At 68.3% G+C, this 13,735-nt stretch carries 14 protein-coding genes and 1 tRNA gene; 2 read left to right on the top strand and 13 right to left on the bottom strand.

The genetic code is table 11. The annotated features are described in order from the left end of the window. Positions 1-44: 44 nt before the first annotated feature. From BLR99_RS17860 to BLR99_RS17840, 5 genes are all read right to left on the bottom strand, one after another. On the bottom strand, positions 45-500 hold the full coding sequence (locus tag BLR99_RS17860; protein ID WP_011796728.1) for an NUDIX domain-containing protein: 456 nt from the start codon (positions 498-500) through the stop codon (positions 45-47). Then, the gene (locus BLR99_RS17855; protein ID WP_011796729.1) at positions 493-1,365 is read right to left on the bottom strand and encodes an ATP-binding protein; all 873 of its coding nucleotides are present in this window, start codon (positions 1,363-1,365) and stop codon (positions 493-495) included. The genes BLR99_RS17860 and BLR99_RS17855 overlap by 8 nt, the downstream gene beginning before the upstream one ends. A 14-nt stretch (positions 1,366-1,379) precedes the next feature. Further along, positions 1,380-2,609, bottom strand: a complete 1,230-nt coding sequence (gene argJ / locus BLR99_RS17850; RefSeq protein WP_011796730.1) for a bifunctional glutamate N-acetyltransferase/amino-acid acetyltransferase ArgJ — start codon at positions 2,607-2,609, stop codon at positions 1,380-1,382. 95 nt (positions 2,610-2,704) lie between these two features. Next, positions 2,705-5,473, bottom strand: a complete 2,769-nt coding sequence (gene secA / locus BLR99_RS17845; RefSeq protein ID WP_017438798.1) for a preprotein translocase subunit SecA — start codon at positions 5,471-5,473, stop codon at positions 2,705-2,707. Positions 5,474-5,605: 132 nt separating this feature from the next. Further along, entirely contained in the window at positions 5,606-6,592 is a 987-nt protein-coding gene (locus BLR99_RS17840) for a M23 family metallopeptidase (RefSeq protein WP_011796732.1), read from the bottom strand. Between the two features lie 6 nt (positions 6,593-6,598). Here BLR99_RS17840 and BLR99_RS17835 point away from each other — a divergent pair, with 6 nt between their 5' ends. Beyond that, positions 6,599-6,898: a hypothetical protein gene (locus tag BLR99_RS17835; RefSeq protein WP_011796733.1), complete on the top strand. Its 300-nt coding sequence runs from the start codon at positions 6,599-6,601 to the stop codon at positions 6,896-6,898. Positions 6,899-6,956: 58 nt separating this feature from the next. On the opposite strand, the gene BLR99_RS17830 is transcribed toward BLR99_RS17835, so the two are convergent. The 6 genes from BLR99_RS17830 to petA form a co-directional block, all read right to left on the bottom strand. Continuing rightward, positions 6,957-7,032, bottom strand: a tRNA-Thr gene (locus BLR99_RS17830). Positions 7,033-7,103: 71 nt separating this feature from the next. Next, entirely contained in the window at positions 7,104-7,634 is a 531-nt protein-coding gene (locus BLR99_RS17825) for a ClpXP protease specificity-enhancing factor (RefSeq protein WP_377703701.1), read from the bottom strand. 68 nt (positions 7,635-7,702) lie between these two features. Then, a complete protein-coding gene (locus BLR99_RS17820) occupies positions 7,703-8,314 on the bottom strand; it encodes a glutathione S-transferase N-terminal domain-containing protein (protein ID WP_011796735.1) in 612 nt (203 codons plus the stop codon). Positions 8,315-8,419: 105 nt separating this feature from the next. After that, positions 8,420-9,175 (bottom strand): cytochrome c1, encoded by a 756-nt coding sequence (locus BLR99_RS17815; protein ID WP_011796736.1) that lies wholly within the window; start codon positions 9,173-9,175, stop codon positions 8,420-8,422. A 20-nt stretch (positions 9,176-9,195) separates the two neighbouring features. Beyond that, complete coding sequence (locus BLR99_RS17810) at positions 9,196-10,614, bottom strand: cytochrome b (RefSeq protein ID WP_011796737.1); 1,419 nt, start codon at positions 10,612-10,614, stop codon at positions 9,196-9,198. A gap of 11 nt (positions 10,615-10,625) precedes the next feature. Beyond that, a complete protein-coding gene (gene petA / locus BLR99_RS17805) occupies positions 10,626-11,225 on the bottom strand; it encodes a ubiquinol-cytochrome c reductase iron-sulfur subunit (protein WP_011796738.1) in 600 nt (199 codons plus the stop codon). A gap of 135 nt (positions 11,226-11,360) precedes the next feature. Between petA and mscL the strand changes: the two genes are divergently transcribed. Then, entirely contained in the window at positions 11,361-11,792 is a 432-nt protein-coding gene (gene mscL, locus BLR99_RS17800; protein WP_048857413.1) for a large conductance mechanosensitive channel protein MscL, read from the top strand. On the opposite strand, the gene pdxA is transcribed toward mscL, so the two are convergent. Continuing rightward, on the bottom strand, positions 11,782-12,906 hold the full coding sequence (gene pdxA / locus BLR99_RS17795) for a 4-hydroxythreonine-4-phosphate dehydrogenase PdxA (RefSeq protein WP_011796740.1): 1,125 nt from the start codon (positions 12,904-12,906) through the stop codon (positions 11,782-11,784). The genes mscL and pdxA overlap by 11 nt on opposite strands. Before the next feature lie 20 nt (positions 12,907-12,926). Beyond that, the gene (lolD, locus tag BLR99_RS17790; RefSeq protein WP_011796741.1) at positions 12,927-13,619 is read right to left on the bottom strand and encodes a lipoprotein-releasing ABC transporter ATP-binding protein LolD; all 693 of its coding nucleotides are present in this window, start codon (positions 13,617-13,619) and stop codon (positions 12,927-12,929) included. Positions 13,620-13,735: the final 116 nt, after the last annotated feature.

Here is a 13,735-nt window from a genome sequence, read left to right as displayed (position 1 = left end):
CTCCGCCTCTGGTCTGCGGCGGCCCGCCATGCGTCTGCAGGCCGCTATGCCTTGGGCAGCAGGTCCGGATCGAACGGCAGGCCGCGCTCTTCCGCCAGCCACTGCAGTACCGGGTAGGCGCCCGGCAGCACCGGCGACACGTCCAGCGGCCACTGCTGCCAGGCCATGGACTGGCCTTCACGCATCTCGAACTCGCCCGTCCATGCATGCACCTTGCACCAGTGCAGGCGCACGAGGGCATGGGGATAGTCGTGCTCGGTGACCTTCCAGACGGACGCCGGGCCGATGGTGACGCCCAGTTCCTCGATGAGCTCGCGGCGCAGGGCCTGCTCGACGGTTTCGCCGGCCTCCAGCTTGCCGCCGGGAAACTCCCAGTAGCCCGCATAGGGCTTGCCGGGCGGCCGCGTGGACAGCAGCATGGCGCCATCGGGGCGGAACAGGATGCCGACCGCCACCTCGGTGTGGGCGCGCTGGGCGCCGGATGCGACGGACTCAGCCATCGGCGCGCCCCGCGAAGTCCCGCGCGAACTGGTAGGCCACCCGGCCGCTGCGCGAGCCGCGCTCCAGCGCCCAGACCAGCGCGGCGGGGCGGGCCGCCTCGATGGACGCGGCCGGCACGCCGAGCGCGGACAGCCACTGCGCTACGATGGCCAGGTATTCGTCCTGGCTGAAGGGGTAGAAGCTCACCCAGAGGCCGAAGCGCTCGGACAGCGAGATCTTCTCTTCCACCACCTCGCCCGGATGCACCTCGCCGTCCGCCGTATGCGTGTAACTGAGGTTTTCCTTCATGTATTCCGGCAACAGGTGCCGGCGGTTGCTGGTCGCATAGACCAGCACGTTGGGCGCCGAGGCGGCCACGGAGCCGTCCAGGATGGACTTCAGCGCCTTGTAGCCGGACTCGCCCTCCTCGAAGCTCAGGTCGTCGCAGTAGATGATGAATTTCTCGGGACGGCCGGCCACCACATCGACGATGTCGGGCAGGTCGGTGAGATCGGACTTGTCCACTTCGATGAGCCGCAGCCCCTGCCCGGAGTAGGCCTGCAGGCAGGCCTTGATGAGGGAGGATTTGCCGGTGCCGCGCGCGCCCGTGAGCAGCACGTTGTTGGCCGGGCGCCCTTCGACGAACTGCCGGGTGTTGCGCTCGATCTTTTCCTTCTGCGCGTCGATTTCCTTCAGGTCTTCGAGCGCGATGCCCGCGACGTGCCGCACGGGTTCCAGGGCGCCGTGCCCACCGCCGCGGCGGCGGTAGCGCCAGGCCACGGAGGCGTTCCAGTCGGGTGCCGAAAGCGGCCTGGGCAGCACCGACTCGATGCGGTCGATGAGCTGCTCGGCGCGCTGCAGGAGGTGGTCGAAGCGATCGTTCATGGGATGAACAGGGATCAGGAGCGGTAGTCGGCGTTGATGGTCACGTATTCGTGGCTCAGGTCGCAGGTCCAGACCGTATCGGCGGCGTCGCCGCGGCCCAGGACCACACGCACCGTGATCTCGCTCTGCTTCATGACGCGCTGGCCGTCCTCTTCGCGGTAGGCGGGATGGCGGCCGCCCTGCACGGCCACGTGCACGTCGTCCAGGTAGAGGTCGATGCCGGTCTGGTCGAGGTCGTCGATGCCGGCGTAGCCGACGGCCGCCAGGATGCGGCCCAGGTTCGGGTCGCTGGCGAAAAAGGCCGTCTTCACGAGCGGGGAATGGGCGATGGCGTAGGCGACCTTGCGGCATTCCTCGGCGGTGCGGCCACCCTCCACGCGGACGGCGATGAACTTGGTGGCTCCTTCGCCGTCGCGCACGATGGCCTGGGCCAGCTTCTGCGCGACCTCGCGCAGCGCGGCGCGCAGGGCCTGGCCTTCGGCGCTGTCCAGCGAGGCGATGGCCGGATTGCCCGCGCGGTGCGTGGCCATCAGCACGAACGAATCGTTGGTGGAGGTGTCGCCGTCGATGGTGATGCGGTTGAACGATGCATCGGCCAGTTCGCACACCAGCGGCTGCACGAGCTCGGGAGCGATGCGGGCATCGGTGGCGAGGAAGCCCAGCATGGTGGCCATGTTGGGCCGGATCATGCCCGCCCCCTTGGAGATGCCGGTCACCGTGACGGTGGCGCCGCCGATCTGCACCCGGGTGCTGAAGGCCTTGGGCAGCGTATCGGTGGTCATGATGCCTTCCGCGGCGCGCGCCCAGTGCGCGGGCTGCGCATCGGCGATCGCGGCGGGCAGGCCCGCGACGATGCGGTCCACGGGCAGCGGCTCCATGATGACGCCGGTGGAGAACGGCAGCACCTGGGCGGCCTGCACGCCCAGCTGGCCGGCGAGCGCATCGCAGGTGGCACGGGCGCGCGCCAGGCCGTCGGCGCCCGTGCCGGCATTGGCGTTGCCCGTGTTGACCACGATCGCGCGCACGGAGCCGCCCTGCGCGAGGTGCTCGCGGCAGACCTGGACCGGTGCGGCGCAGAAGCGGTTCTGCGTGAAGACGCCTGCCACGGTGGCGCCTTCGTCGAGCAGGAACACGGTCACGTCCTTGCGTCCCGCCTTGCGGACGCCGGCTTCGGTGACGCCGATGCGGACGCCGGCGACCGGATGCAGGTCGGCGGCAACGGGGGCGTAAAGGTTCACGGGCATGCGGAATTCCTCGGAAAGCAGCAAAAGGCGAAGGAAACGTGGCAGGGGCCGCCTGCGGCGGCCCCTGCGGCGAGAGCGAAAAGGTCAGCGCGGCATCATGCCAGCTTGCCGTGGCATTGCTTGTACTTCTTGCCGCTGCCGCACGGGCAGGGGTCGTTGCGGCCGATGCGCACGCCTTCGGGCAGGTTCAGGCCGTCGCCGCCGGCACCGGCCGTGCGCGGGTCTGGCAGGGTTTCGGGCTCGCCGGTTTCGGTGGGGGCCGTGTAGGTCACGTTGGCGATCTGCTCGGCACGGCTTTCCAGCGCCTCGGCGGCCTGGTCGAGTTCGGAGGGCGACTGCACCTGCACGGTCAGCAGGATGCGGGTGACCTCGTTCTTGACCTGGTCGATCAGTTGGCGGAACAGCTCGAACGCTTCGCGCTTGTATTCCTGCTTGGGCTGCTTCTGCGCATAGCCGCGCAGGTGGATGCCCTGGCGCAGGTAGTCGAGCGCGGAGAGGTGGTCGCGCCAGTTGGAGTCGAAGCTCTGCAGCAGCACGGCCCGCTGGAACTGGTGGAAGTTTTCCGGCCCCACCATGTCCACCTTGGCCTGGAACGCGGCGTTGCCCGCGGCGACGACCTTCTCGAGGATCTCGCCGTCGGTGATCGCCTGGGCGCTCTCGACTTCCTGCTGCAGGGGCAGACGGATCTGCCATTCGTCGGCGAGGGCCTTCTCCAGGCCGGCGAGGTCCCACTGCTCTTCCACGGACTCCTCGGGCACGTACTGGCGCACGATGTCGGTCAGGCAGGATTCGCGCATGCCGGCGATCACGCCGGACAGGTCGGCCGCGTCGAGGATCTCGTTGCGCTGCTGGTAGATGACCTTGCGCTGGTCGTTGGCCACGTCGTCGTATTCGAGCAGCTGCTTGCGGATGTCGAAGTTGCGGGCCTCGACCTTGCGCTGCGCGGATTCGATGCTGCGCGTGACGATGCCGGCCTCGATGGCCTCGCCGTCGGGCATCTTGAGGCGCTCCATGATGGCCCGCACGCGCTCGCCCGCGAAGATGCGCATGAGCGAGTCGTCCAGGCTCAGGTAGAAGCGCGAGGAGCCGGGATCGCCCTGGCGGCCGGAACGGCCGCGCAGCTGGTTGTCGATGCGGCGGGACTCGTGGCGTTCGGTGGCGATGATGCGCAGGCCGCCCAGTGCCTTGACCTTCTCGTTGTCGGCGGCCCACTGCTCGCGCAGCGCGGCGATGCGGGCCTGCTTCGTGGCCTCGTCCAGGGACTCGTCGTCCTCGATGGCGGCCACTTCCTTCTCGATGTTGCCGCCGAGCACGATGTCGGTGCCGCGGCCGGCCATGTTGGTGGCGATGGTGATCATGCCGGCGCGGCCGGCCTGCGCCACGATGTCGGCCTCGCGGGCGTGCTGCTTGGCGTTGAGCACCTGGTGGGGCAGGCCGGCCTTGTTCAGCAGGTCGTCGATGATTTCCGAGTTCTCGATGGACGTGGTGCCCACCAGCACGGGCTGGCCGCGCTCGTGGCACTCGCGGATGTCCTGGATGGCCGCCTCGTACTTCTCGCGCGTGGTCTTGTACACCCGGTCGAGCTGGTCGTCGCGCTTGCTGGGGCGGTTGGGCGGGATCACCACGGTTTCCAGCCCGTAGATCTCCTGGAATTCGTAGGCCTCGGTGTCGGCCGTGCCGGTCATGCCGGAGAGCTTGCTGTAGAGGCGGAAGTAGTTCTGGAAGGTGATGGAGGCCAGGGTCTGGTTCTCGGCCTGGATCTCCACGCCTTCCTTGGCTTCCACGGCCTGGTGCAGGCCCTCGCTCCAGCGGCGGCCGGACATGAGGCGGCCCGTGAATTCGTCCACGATGACGATCTCGCCGTTCTGCACGACGTAGTGCTGGTCGCGGTGGTAGAGGTGGTTGGCCCGCAGCGCCGCATACAGGTGGTGCATGAGCGTGATGTGGGACGGGTCGTAGAGCGACGCGCCCTCGGGGATCAGGCCCTGCGCGGCGAGCACGCGCTCGGCCGTCTCGTGGCCCTGCTCCGTGAGGAACACCTGGTGGGACTTCTCGTCGATGGTGAAATCGCCGGGCTTGGTCACGCCCTCGCCCGTGCGCGGATCGGCCTCGCCCTCCTGGCGCACCAGCAGCGGCACGACCTTGTTCATGGCGATGTACATGGCCGTGTGGTCTTCCGCCTGGCCGCTGATGATCAGCGGGGTGCGGGCCTCGTCGATGAGGATGGAGTCCACCTCGTCCACGATGGCGAAGTTGAGGGCGCGCTGCACGCGGTCGCGGGCCTCGTACACCATGTTGTCGCGCAGGTAGTCGAAGCCGTACTCGTTGTTCGTGCCGTAGGTGATGTCCGCGGCATAGGCGGCCTGCTTCTCCTCGCGCGGCATCTGGGGCAGGTTGATGCCGACGGTGAGGCCGAGGAAGTTGTAGAGGCGGCCCATCCAGCGGGCGTCGCGGTTGGCGAGGTAGTCGTTCACGGTCACCACGTGGACGCCCTTGCCGCCGAGCGCGTTCAGGTACACCGGCAGCGTCGCGGTCAGGGTCTTGCCTTCGCCGGTGCGCATTTCGGAGATCTTGCCGTGGTGCAGCGCCATGCCCCCCAGCAGCTGCACGTCGAAGTGGCGCATCTTCATCACGCGCTTGGAGGCTTCGCGCACGACGGCGAAGGCTTCGGGCAGCAGGTCGTCGAGGGATTCGCCCCGGGCGACGCGCCCCTGGAACTCCACCGTCTTGGCGCGCAGGGCGTCGTCGCTCAGCTTCTCGTACTCCGGCTCCATCGCGTTGATGCGTGCCACCGTCTTGCGGTATTGCTTGAGGAGCCGGTCGTTGCGGCTGCCGAATAGTTTGGTGAGGAAGTTGGAGGCCATGCGAACAGGACCGCGGCCCGCGTGCGCGGGCGGCGCGACCCGAATCCCTAGTGATGAAGTGGGTTCAGATGGGGGACGCTACCACTGCTTGCAAGTTCTGCAACCAGGGGCAGCGATTCCGGAGCGGGGATTTTACCTGCGAGGCGCGACGGCCTTCGCCGCCACCTGCGTGCCGGCTGGGGCACCGGCCGCACCGGCATGCAGGAATTTCTGCGGGTCCTGCGGGACGCCCTGCACCAGCACTTCGAAATGCAGGTGGTGGCCGGTGGAGCGGCCGGTAGTGCCGACCTCGGCGATCTTCTGGCCGCGGCGCACGAGGTCGCCGCGCTTGACGAGGGTGCGGGAGGCATGGGCGTAGCGGGTGACCAGCTGGTTGCCGTGGTCGATCTCGACCATGTTGCCGTAGGCCGGATGGAATTCCTGCACCACGACCACGCCCCCGGCCGCGGCCAGGATGGGCGTGCCGGCGTCCGCCTGGAAGTCCAGCCCCGTGTGCAGGGCCGACTGGCCGGTGAAGGGATCGATGCGCCAGCCGAAGGCCGAGCCGGCGGTCTTGCCGAGCACGGGCTCCTGCGTGGGCACCATGTTCTTGCGGATGTGCTGGTCGAACAGGCGGGACTCGACCACGGTGAGCAGGTCCACCCGGCGGTCGGTGAGTTCGGCGAGCGCGTCGAGCGTGCGCTGCAGCTCTTCCATTTCCATCGGCCGGCCGGAGACCAGCGCCCCGCCCTGCCCCGGCGGGCGGGAGAATTCCGCGGGCGACATGCCCGCCAGGCCGGAGACGCGCTCGCCGAGGGATTCGAGCTGCAGCATGCGCGCCTGCATCTCGCCGACCTTGCGGGCCATGGCGTCCAGGTTGGCCCGCATGAAGCGGTCGCGCTCGGCGGATTCGTCCCGCGTGGCCAGCCGCACCAGGGTGCCGACCACCGGCCAGCCCTCCCGGGCGCCCTTGAGGAACACCCAGTGGTAGAGCAGTGCCGCCATGAGCATCACCCCCACCGACAGCAGCAGCCCGAAGGCGGCCAGGCGCAGGCCCGAGAGGTGGATGGCGCGGCTGCGCGCCAGCCAGGCGTCCGTGATAATCAACTGCACTTCGTTTCTCCGCGCCGCGCGGCGCATTGCCCCATGAACCGCCGTCACCACGCCGTCACGCTGCAGCAGGCCACCGAGGATTCCCCCACGCTGGCACGGCTGGCGAGCCTGACGCGCGACTCGAGCGAACGGCTGCGGGCCGTCGAGTTGCTGATTCCCGCCACCCTGCGGCCGGCCATCCAGGCAGGGCCGATCGAGGGCGCGACCTGGTGCCTGCTGGTCCGCAACAATGCGGCGGCGGCGAAGGTGCGGCAGCTGCTGCCTGCACTGCAGGCGCATCTGCGCAGCCGGGGGTGGGAGGTTAACGCCATTCGCCTGAAAATCCAAACCTGATGACCCGGCGAGCGAACGGGCGGGTGGTCTGAAGCTGGAAGGCGAACTGCGGGGAAGATGGTGCCGATTGTCGGGATCGAACTGACGACCTACCGCTTACAAGGCGGTTGCTCTACCAACTGAGCTAAATCGGCGAAGCGCGCATTCTAGCGCGCCTGCCGCTCCCGGGAGGGAACGGCGGCATGCCGGCCGGTGCCGGCCCGGATCACTTCACCCGCTTGAGCGACGGGCGGCCACCACCGGCAGGGGCCGGGCCGCGCGGCGGCTCGTCCGCCGGGCTGGCGCTGCCCTCGGTGGGCACCAGCTGCACCACCCGGTCCTCGTCGGTGGACGGTTCCGGCACGGTGCCTTCCGGGGTGCCTCCGGCGTCCAGCAGCCCCGAGGACAGGCCGCCCGCGCCGGGTGCCAGCATGTCCACCGGCGGCGGAAAGGCCATGCCCTGCCCGTTCTCGCGCGCATAGATCGCGATCACCCGGCCCACGGGGACCATGATGTCGCGCGGCTTGCCGCCGAAGCGGGCCTTGAACTCGATGAAATCGTTGCCCAGCTGCAGGGCGCTCGTGGCGTCGTAGCTGATGTTGAGCACGATCTCGCCATCCTTCACGTACTCGCGGGGCACCTGGACGGAATCGTCCACGCGCACCGCGATGTAGGGCGTGAAGCCGTTGTCGGTACACCACTCGTACAGGGCCCGGATCAGGTAGGGGCGCGTGGAAGTGGAGTCCTGGGCATTCATCATGTCGGCGTCTGGCAAAAGGGCTTTTTGGGAAGCGGAACGCGGCGCGCGGGTGCGGCCGCGCCGCATTACTTGCGCATGACCTTCTCGGAAGGCGTGAGCGCCTCGATGTAGGCGGGGCGCGAGAAGATGCGCTCGGCGTACTTCAGCAGCGGGGCGGCGTTCTTGGACAGCTCGATGCCGTAGTAGTCGAGGCGCCAGAGCAGAGGAGCGATCGCCACGTCGAGCATGGAGAAGTTCTCGCCCAGCATGTACTTGTTCTTGAGGAACACCGGGGCGAGCTGCGTGAGGCGGTCGCGGATGTGCGAGCGGGCCTTCTCCAGCGCCTTCTCGTTGCCCTTGGTGGCGCGCGACTCGAGCACGTTCACGTGGACGAACAGTTCCTTCTCGAAGTTGAGCAGGAACAGCCGCACGCGGGCGCGGTCCACCGGGTCGCCGGGCATCAGCTGGGGATGCGGGAAGCGCTCGTCGATGTACTCGTTGATGATGTTGGACTCGTACAGGATGAGGTCGCGCTCGACCAGGATGGGCACCTGGCCATAGGGGTTCATCACGCTGATGTCTTCGGGCTTGTTGTACAGGTCCACATCGCGGATCTCGAAATCCATGCCTTTTTCGAACAGCACGAAGCGGCAGCGATGGGAGAAGGGACAGGTCGTACCCGAATAAAGCACCATCATGGTGGGAAGCTCCTAAAAATCAAAAAGAGTGGGCGCTCGCGCGTCCACTCCGGAAAGCGAAATGCGCCGCACGAGGCGGCGCGATGCTGCAGGCGGCGGCCGAGCTTACTTGACGTCCTTCCAGAACGCCGCGTTGAGCCGCCAGGCGATCACCGTGAAGACGCCGAGGAAGATCAGCACCCACACCCCGACGCGAACCCGTGTATTTTGCGCCGGCTCGCCCATCCACTGCAGGTAGTTGACGAGATCACCCACGGCCTCGTCGTACTGGAGGGGCGACATGGTACCCGGAGTCAGCTGCTCCCACCCCTTGAAGACCTGGGTTTTGTGTCCGTGGCTCTCGTGTTCCTCGAAGACAGGGCGGCGTTCGCCCTGCAGTTGCCACAGTGCGTGGGGCATGCCGACGCTGGGGAAGGCGAGGTTGTTCCAGCCCGTGGCCTTGGTGTCGTCGCGGTAGAACGTGCGCAGGAAGGTGTAGAGGTAGTCCGCCCCGGTGCCGTTGTGGCCGGCGCGGGAGCGGGCGATCACGGTGAGGTCCGGCGGATTGGCGCCGAACCAGTCCTTGGCCTGCCGCGGATCGATGGTGGCCTTCATGGTCTCGCCCACCTTGTCGGTGGTGAAGAGCAGGTTGTCCTTGATCTGCTGGTCGGTCAGGCCGATGTCCTTCAGGCGGTTGTAGCGCATGAAGGCGGCCGAGTGGCAGCTCAGGCAGTAGTTGACGAAGATCTTGGCGCCGTTCTGCAGCGAGGCCGTGTCGTTCGTGCGCACCGGGGCCTTGTCCCAGGCGATGCCGCCTTCCGCGGCGTGCGCGCCCAGGACGAAGCCGAGCGAGGCGATCAGCGTGAGGATGATTTTTTTCATGGTCGTCGTTCCGGCCCGCTTCAGTGCGCGGCGAAGGTCACGCGGTCGGGCACCGGCTTGGGCTCGCCCAGTCGGCTCCACCACGGCATGAGCAGGAAGAAGCCGAAGTAAAACAGCGTTCCCACCTGCGAGACGCGCTCGCCGATCGGGGACGGCGGCTGCACGCCCAGGTAGGCCAGCACCACGAAATTGACCACGAAGATGCCGTAGAGGTACTTGTGCCAGCCGGGGCGGTAGCGGATGGAACGGGCCGGGCTGTGATCGAGCCAGGGCAGGAAGAAGAGGATGATGACGGCGCCGCCCATCACCACCACGCCCCAGAACTTGGCGTCGATGGACAGCATGAGCGCGACGGCGGCCACGGCCACGACCGCGATGGCGGCCTTGACGAAGCCCGGCAGCCGCCCCTTGACGATGCCGAAGCCTGCCGCCAGCACGACGCAGGCGATGAGGGCATACATCATCTCGCTGGTGATGGCGCGCAGCATCGAGTAGAACGGCGTGAAGTACCAGACGGGCGCGATGTGCGCGGGAGTCTTGAGCGGATCGGCCGGGATGAAGTTGTTGTACTCCAGGAAGTAGCCGCCGAACTCGGGGGCGAAGAACACCACCGCCGAGAAGATGAACAGGAACACGCAGACGCCGAAGATGTCGTGCACGGTGTAGTACGGGTGGAACGGAATGCCGTCCAGCGGATGGCCGTGCTCGTCCTTCGGGGCGTTCGGGCCCTTGATCTCGATGCCGTCGGGGTTGTTGGAGCCCACGTCGTGCAGCGCCAGCAGGTGGGCGACCACCAGGCCGAGCAGCACGAGCGGCACGGCGATCACGTGGAAGCTGAAGAAGCGGTTGAGCGTGGCGTCGCCCACCACGTAGTCGCCACGGATGAGCAGCGCGAGATCGGGGCCGACGAAGGGAATGGCCGCGAACAGGTTCACGATCACCTGGGCGCCCCAGTAGGACATCTGGCCCCAGGGCAGCAGGTAGCCCATGAAGGCTTCGGCCATGAGCGCGAGGAAGATCGCGCAGCCGAAGATCCAGACCAGCTCGCGCGGCTTGCGGTAGGAGCCGTAGAGCAGCCCGCGGAACATGTGCAGGTACACCACGACGAAGAACGCCGAGGCGCCCGTGGAGTGCATGTAGCGGATCAGCCAGCCCCAGGGCACGTCGCGCATGATGTACTCGACCGACTCGAAGGCCTTGGCGGCATCGGGCTTGTAGTGCATCACGAGGAAGATGCCGGTGACGATCTGGATCACCAGCACCAGCAGCGCGAGCGAGCCGAAGATGTACCAGAAGTTGAAGTTCTTCGGAGCGTAGTACTCCGACATGTGGACGCGGTAGGCGTCGAAGGCCGTGGGGAAGCGGTTCTCGAGCCAGTTCGTGACCTTGGCGCCCGTGGAGGCGTTGGGGGAGATGTCCTTGAATTCGCGGTAAGCCATGTGCGTCTCCCTCAGGCCTTCTTGTCTTCACCGATCAGGAGCCTGGTCTCCGACAGGTACATGTGGGGAGGCACCTCGAGGTTGTCGGGCGCGGGCTTGTTCTTGAACACGCGGCCGGCCATGTCGAACGTGGAGCCGTGGCAGGGGCAGAGGAAGCCGCCCTTCCAGTCGTCGGGCAGCGAGGGCTGCGCGCCCGGGGTGAACTTGTCGCTCGGCGAGCAGCCGAGGTGCGTGCAGATGCCCACGGCCACGAGGATCTCGGGCTTGATGGAGCGGTTCTCGTTGCGCGCGTATTCGGGGGTGAGCTCCGAGGGCTTGCGCTCGGACCTGGGATCGGCGAGCTGGGGGTCGAGCCCCGGCAGCGCCGCGAGCTGTTCGGGCGTGCGCTTGATGATCCAGACCGGTTTGCCGCGCCACTCGACAGTGATCTTCTCGCCGGCCTTCAGGCCGGCGATGTCCACCTCCACGGCGGCCCCTGCGGCCTTGGCTTTCTCGGAAGGCTGGAAAGTGCTCACGAACGGCACGGCCGTCGCCACGCCGCCCACCGCACCAGCACAGCCCGACGCTATGAGCCACGTCCGCTTGCTGGAGTCGATTGGGGTTTCACTCATGGGGGTCCTCAATAGGTCGTCGCTGGGGGAGCAATCACAAATTGTAGCGGCGCAGGTAAGGTTAATTCCAGGGGTTATCACCCCCGCGGCTCGGCAATACTGCAAGGGTTTTCAGCTATATCAAGGAGAGGCGAAATGGGTATTGCGAAGGAGTTCCGGGAGTTCGCGGTGAAGGGAAATGTGATAGATCTCGCCGTAGGCGTGATCATCGGCGGCGCGTTCGGGAAGATCGTGGACTCGCTCGTGAACGACGTCATCATGCCCATCGTCGGGCTGGTATTCGGCAGGCTGGATTTCTCGAATCTCTTTCTCGTGCTCGGCAGTGTGCCGCCCGGCACCCCGGCCACGCTGGACGCCCTGCGCAAGGCGGGCGTACCCGTGCTCGCCTACGGCAGTTTCATTACCGTCGCGGTGAACTTCCTGATTCTCGCGTTCATCATTTTCATGATGGTCAAGCAAATCAACCGGCTCAAGCGCGCGGCGCCGCCCGCACCGCCCGCCACCCCGGCCGCGCCGCCGGAGGACATCGTGCTGCTGCGCGAGATCCGCGACAGTCTCAGGCGCTGACGGCGCCGGGAACCGGACCCGCCAGGCGGCGCGCCGCCAGCACGGCCTCGACGAGGCTCGATGCGTCGGCCACGCCGCGGCCGGCGATGTCGAAGGCCGTGCCGTGGTCCGGACTGGTGCGCACCAGGGGCAGGCCGAGCGTGACGTTCACGCCCTTGTCCACGCCCAGGTACTTGACGGGGATCAGTCCCTGGTCGTGGTACATGGCCAGCACCACGTCGAATTCGCCCGGGCGCTGCGGCGTGCTGCGCGCGCGCATGAACACCGTGTCGGGCGCGAAGGGGCCGTGCGCGTCGATGCCGAGCGCACGCGCTGCGGCGATGGCCGGGGCGATGGCCTCGATCTCCTCGCGGCCGAAAAGCCCGCCTTCGCCCGCGTGCGGGTTGAGGCCCGCCACGCCGATGCGCGGGCCGCGGCCCAGGCCGCGCCGCAGCGCGGCGTGCGTGATCTCCAGCGTGCGCAGGACGTTGTCCTGCGTGACCGCCGCGATGGCCTCGCGCAGGGACACGTGGATGCTGACCAGCACGGTGCGCAGCTCGTCGCTGGCGAGCATCATGCGCACGGGCATGTCCGCGACCGGCACGCCGGCATGGCGCGCGGCCTCGGCCTGCAGCAGTTCGGTATGCCCGGGATGGTGGACGCCGGCGGCGGACAGCGCCTCCTTGTGCAGCGGGGCCGTGACGAGCCCGGCGATCTCGCCGCGCAGCGCGGCGCGGGCGGCCCAGGTGACGCAATCCGCCGCAGCCCGCCCGCCTTCGGCATGCACGGCGCCGAACGGGATCGACCCGGGCAGGCCCGGCAGCGGCAGCAGGGGTACACAGCGCGGCGGCACGGCACGCGCCTCTTCGGGGGCTTGCAGCAGCGCAAGCGGCAAGGATGGCTCGCCGGGCCGGGCGATGCAGCGTGCGGCGCGGCGCAGCGTCTCCACCCCGCCGACCACGAAGCAGCCCCGCATCGCATCGGGTGCGTCGCGGAAGGCCTTGGCGATGATTTCCGGGCCGATGCCGGCCGGATCGCCCTGGGTGACCGCCAGCAGCGGAAGCCCTCCGGCCGGCGCGGCAGGTGCCGATGCGGACGGCGCTGCACGGTGGTCCACGGTCGCTTCCCGCTGCATGGCGTGTCGGGCGGGCAGCGTCAGGCCGCCGCCAGCGCGCCGGAGACCAGCCGCACGACGCGGTCGCAGCGAGCGGCCAGGGCCTCGTCGTGGGTGACCATCACGAAGGCCGTGCCCTGCTCGCGGGCGAGCTGCAGCATGAGCTGGAACACGCCGTCGGCGGTGGCGCGGTCGAGGTTGCCGGTGGGCTCGTCGGCCAGCACGCAGGCGGGCCGGGTCACCAGGGCGCGCGCGATGGCCACGCGCTGGCGCTCGCCGCCGGACAGCTCCGCCGGCCGGTGGTGCACGCGGCCGGCCAGGCCCACCGCGGCGAGCATGGCGTCGGCCCGCTCCAGGCAGGCGGCGTAAGGCTCGCGGCGGATGCGCAGCGGCATGGCGACGTTGTCGCGCGCGCTGAACTCGGGCAGCAGGTGGTGGAACTGGTAGATGAAGCCCAGGTGGGTATTGCGCAGGCGCCCCTGCTCCTGCGGCGAGAGCGTGTCGAAGGCCGCGCCCTGCAACTGCACGCTGCCGGAAGTGGGCGCGTCCAGCCCGCCGAGCAGGTGCAGCAGCGTGCTCTTGCCCGAACCCGAGGCGCCCACGATGGCCAGGGTCTCGCCCACGTGCACGGACAGGTCCACGCCCTTGAGCACGGTGACGTCGAGCCGGCCTTCGGTGAAGCGCTTGGTCAGGCCCCGCGCCTGCAGCACCACTTCGTTGTTCCCCGCGTTCATCTCGATTCTCCAGCGCGAAAAGCGCTACCCACAGCCCATGACACCGGCTTGGCCCAGTCCAGCGGCAGCCAAGCAAGGGCCGCCCCGCAGCGAGGGCTGCGTCCACCCGCCCGACG

Source organism: Paracidovorax citrulli (assembly GCF_900100305.1).
In the GTDB taxonomy this organism is placed as follows: domain Bacteria; phylum Pseudomonadota; class Gammaproteobacteria; order Burkholderiales; family Burkholderiaceae_C; genus Paracidovorax; species Paracidovorax citrulli.
Note: the sequence above shows the minus strand (reverse complement) of the source record. Positions and strands in the feature narration are given on the sequence as shown.

Bases quoted from the DNA above. Each gene is read 5' to 3' on its own strand.
- BLR99_RS17820 (WP_011796735.1), bottom strand. From the start codon at position 8,314: ATGATGGTGCTTTATTCGGGTACGACCTGTCCCTTCTCCCATCGCTGC.
- BLR99_RS17855 (WP_011796729.1), bottom strand. From the start codon at position 1,365: ATGAACGATCGCTTCGACCACCTCCTGCAGCGCGCCGAGCAGCTCATC.
- BLR99_RS17810 (WP_011796737.1), bottom strand. From the start codon at position 10,614: ATGGCTTACCGCGAATTCAAGGACATCTCCCCCAACGCCTCCACGGGC.
- mscL (WP_048857413.1), top strand. From the start codon at position 11,361: ATGGGTATTGCGAAGGAGTTCCGGGAGTTCGCGGTGAAGGGAAATGTG.
- BLR99_RS17840 (WP_011796732.1), bottom strand. From the start codon at position 6,592: ATGCGCCGCGCGGCGCGGAGAAACGAAGTGCAGTTGATTATCACGGAC.
- BLR99_RS17825 (WP_377703701.1), bottom strand. From the start codon at position 7,634: ATGAATGCCCAGGACTCCACTTCCACGCGCCCCTACCTGATCCGGGCC.
- pdxA (WP_011796740.1), bottom strand. From the start codon at position 12,906: ATGCAGCGGGAAGCGACCGTGGACCACCGTGCAGCGCCGTCCGCATCG.
- BLR99_RS17835 (WP_011796733.1), top strand. From the start codon at position 6,599: ATGAACCGCCGTCACCACGCCGTCACGCTGCAGCAGGCCACCGAGGAT.
- argJ (WP_011796730.1), bottom strand. From the start codon at position 2,609: ATGCCCGTGAACCTTTACGCCCCCGTTGCCGCCGACCTGCATCCGGTC.
- BLR99_RS17815 (WP_011796736.1), bottom strand. From the start codon at position 9,175: ATGAAAAAAATCATCCTCACGCTGATCGCCTCGCTCGGCTTCGTCCTG.
- secA (WP_017438798.1), bottom strand. From the start codon at position 5,473: ATGGCCTCCAACTTCCTCACCAAACTATTCGGCAGCCGCAACGACCGG.
- BLR99_RS17860 (WP_011796728.1), bottom strand. From the start codon at position 500: ATGGCTGAGTCCGTCGCATCCGGCGCCCAGCGCGCCCACACCGAGGTG.
- lolD (WP_011796741.1), bottom strand. From the start codon at position 13,619: ATGAACGCGGGGAACAACGAAGTGGTGCTGCAGGCGCGGGGCCTGACC.
- petA (WP_011796738.1), bottom strand. From the start codon at position 11,225: ATGAGTGAAACCCCAATCGACTCCAGCAAGCGGACGTGGCTCATAGCG.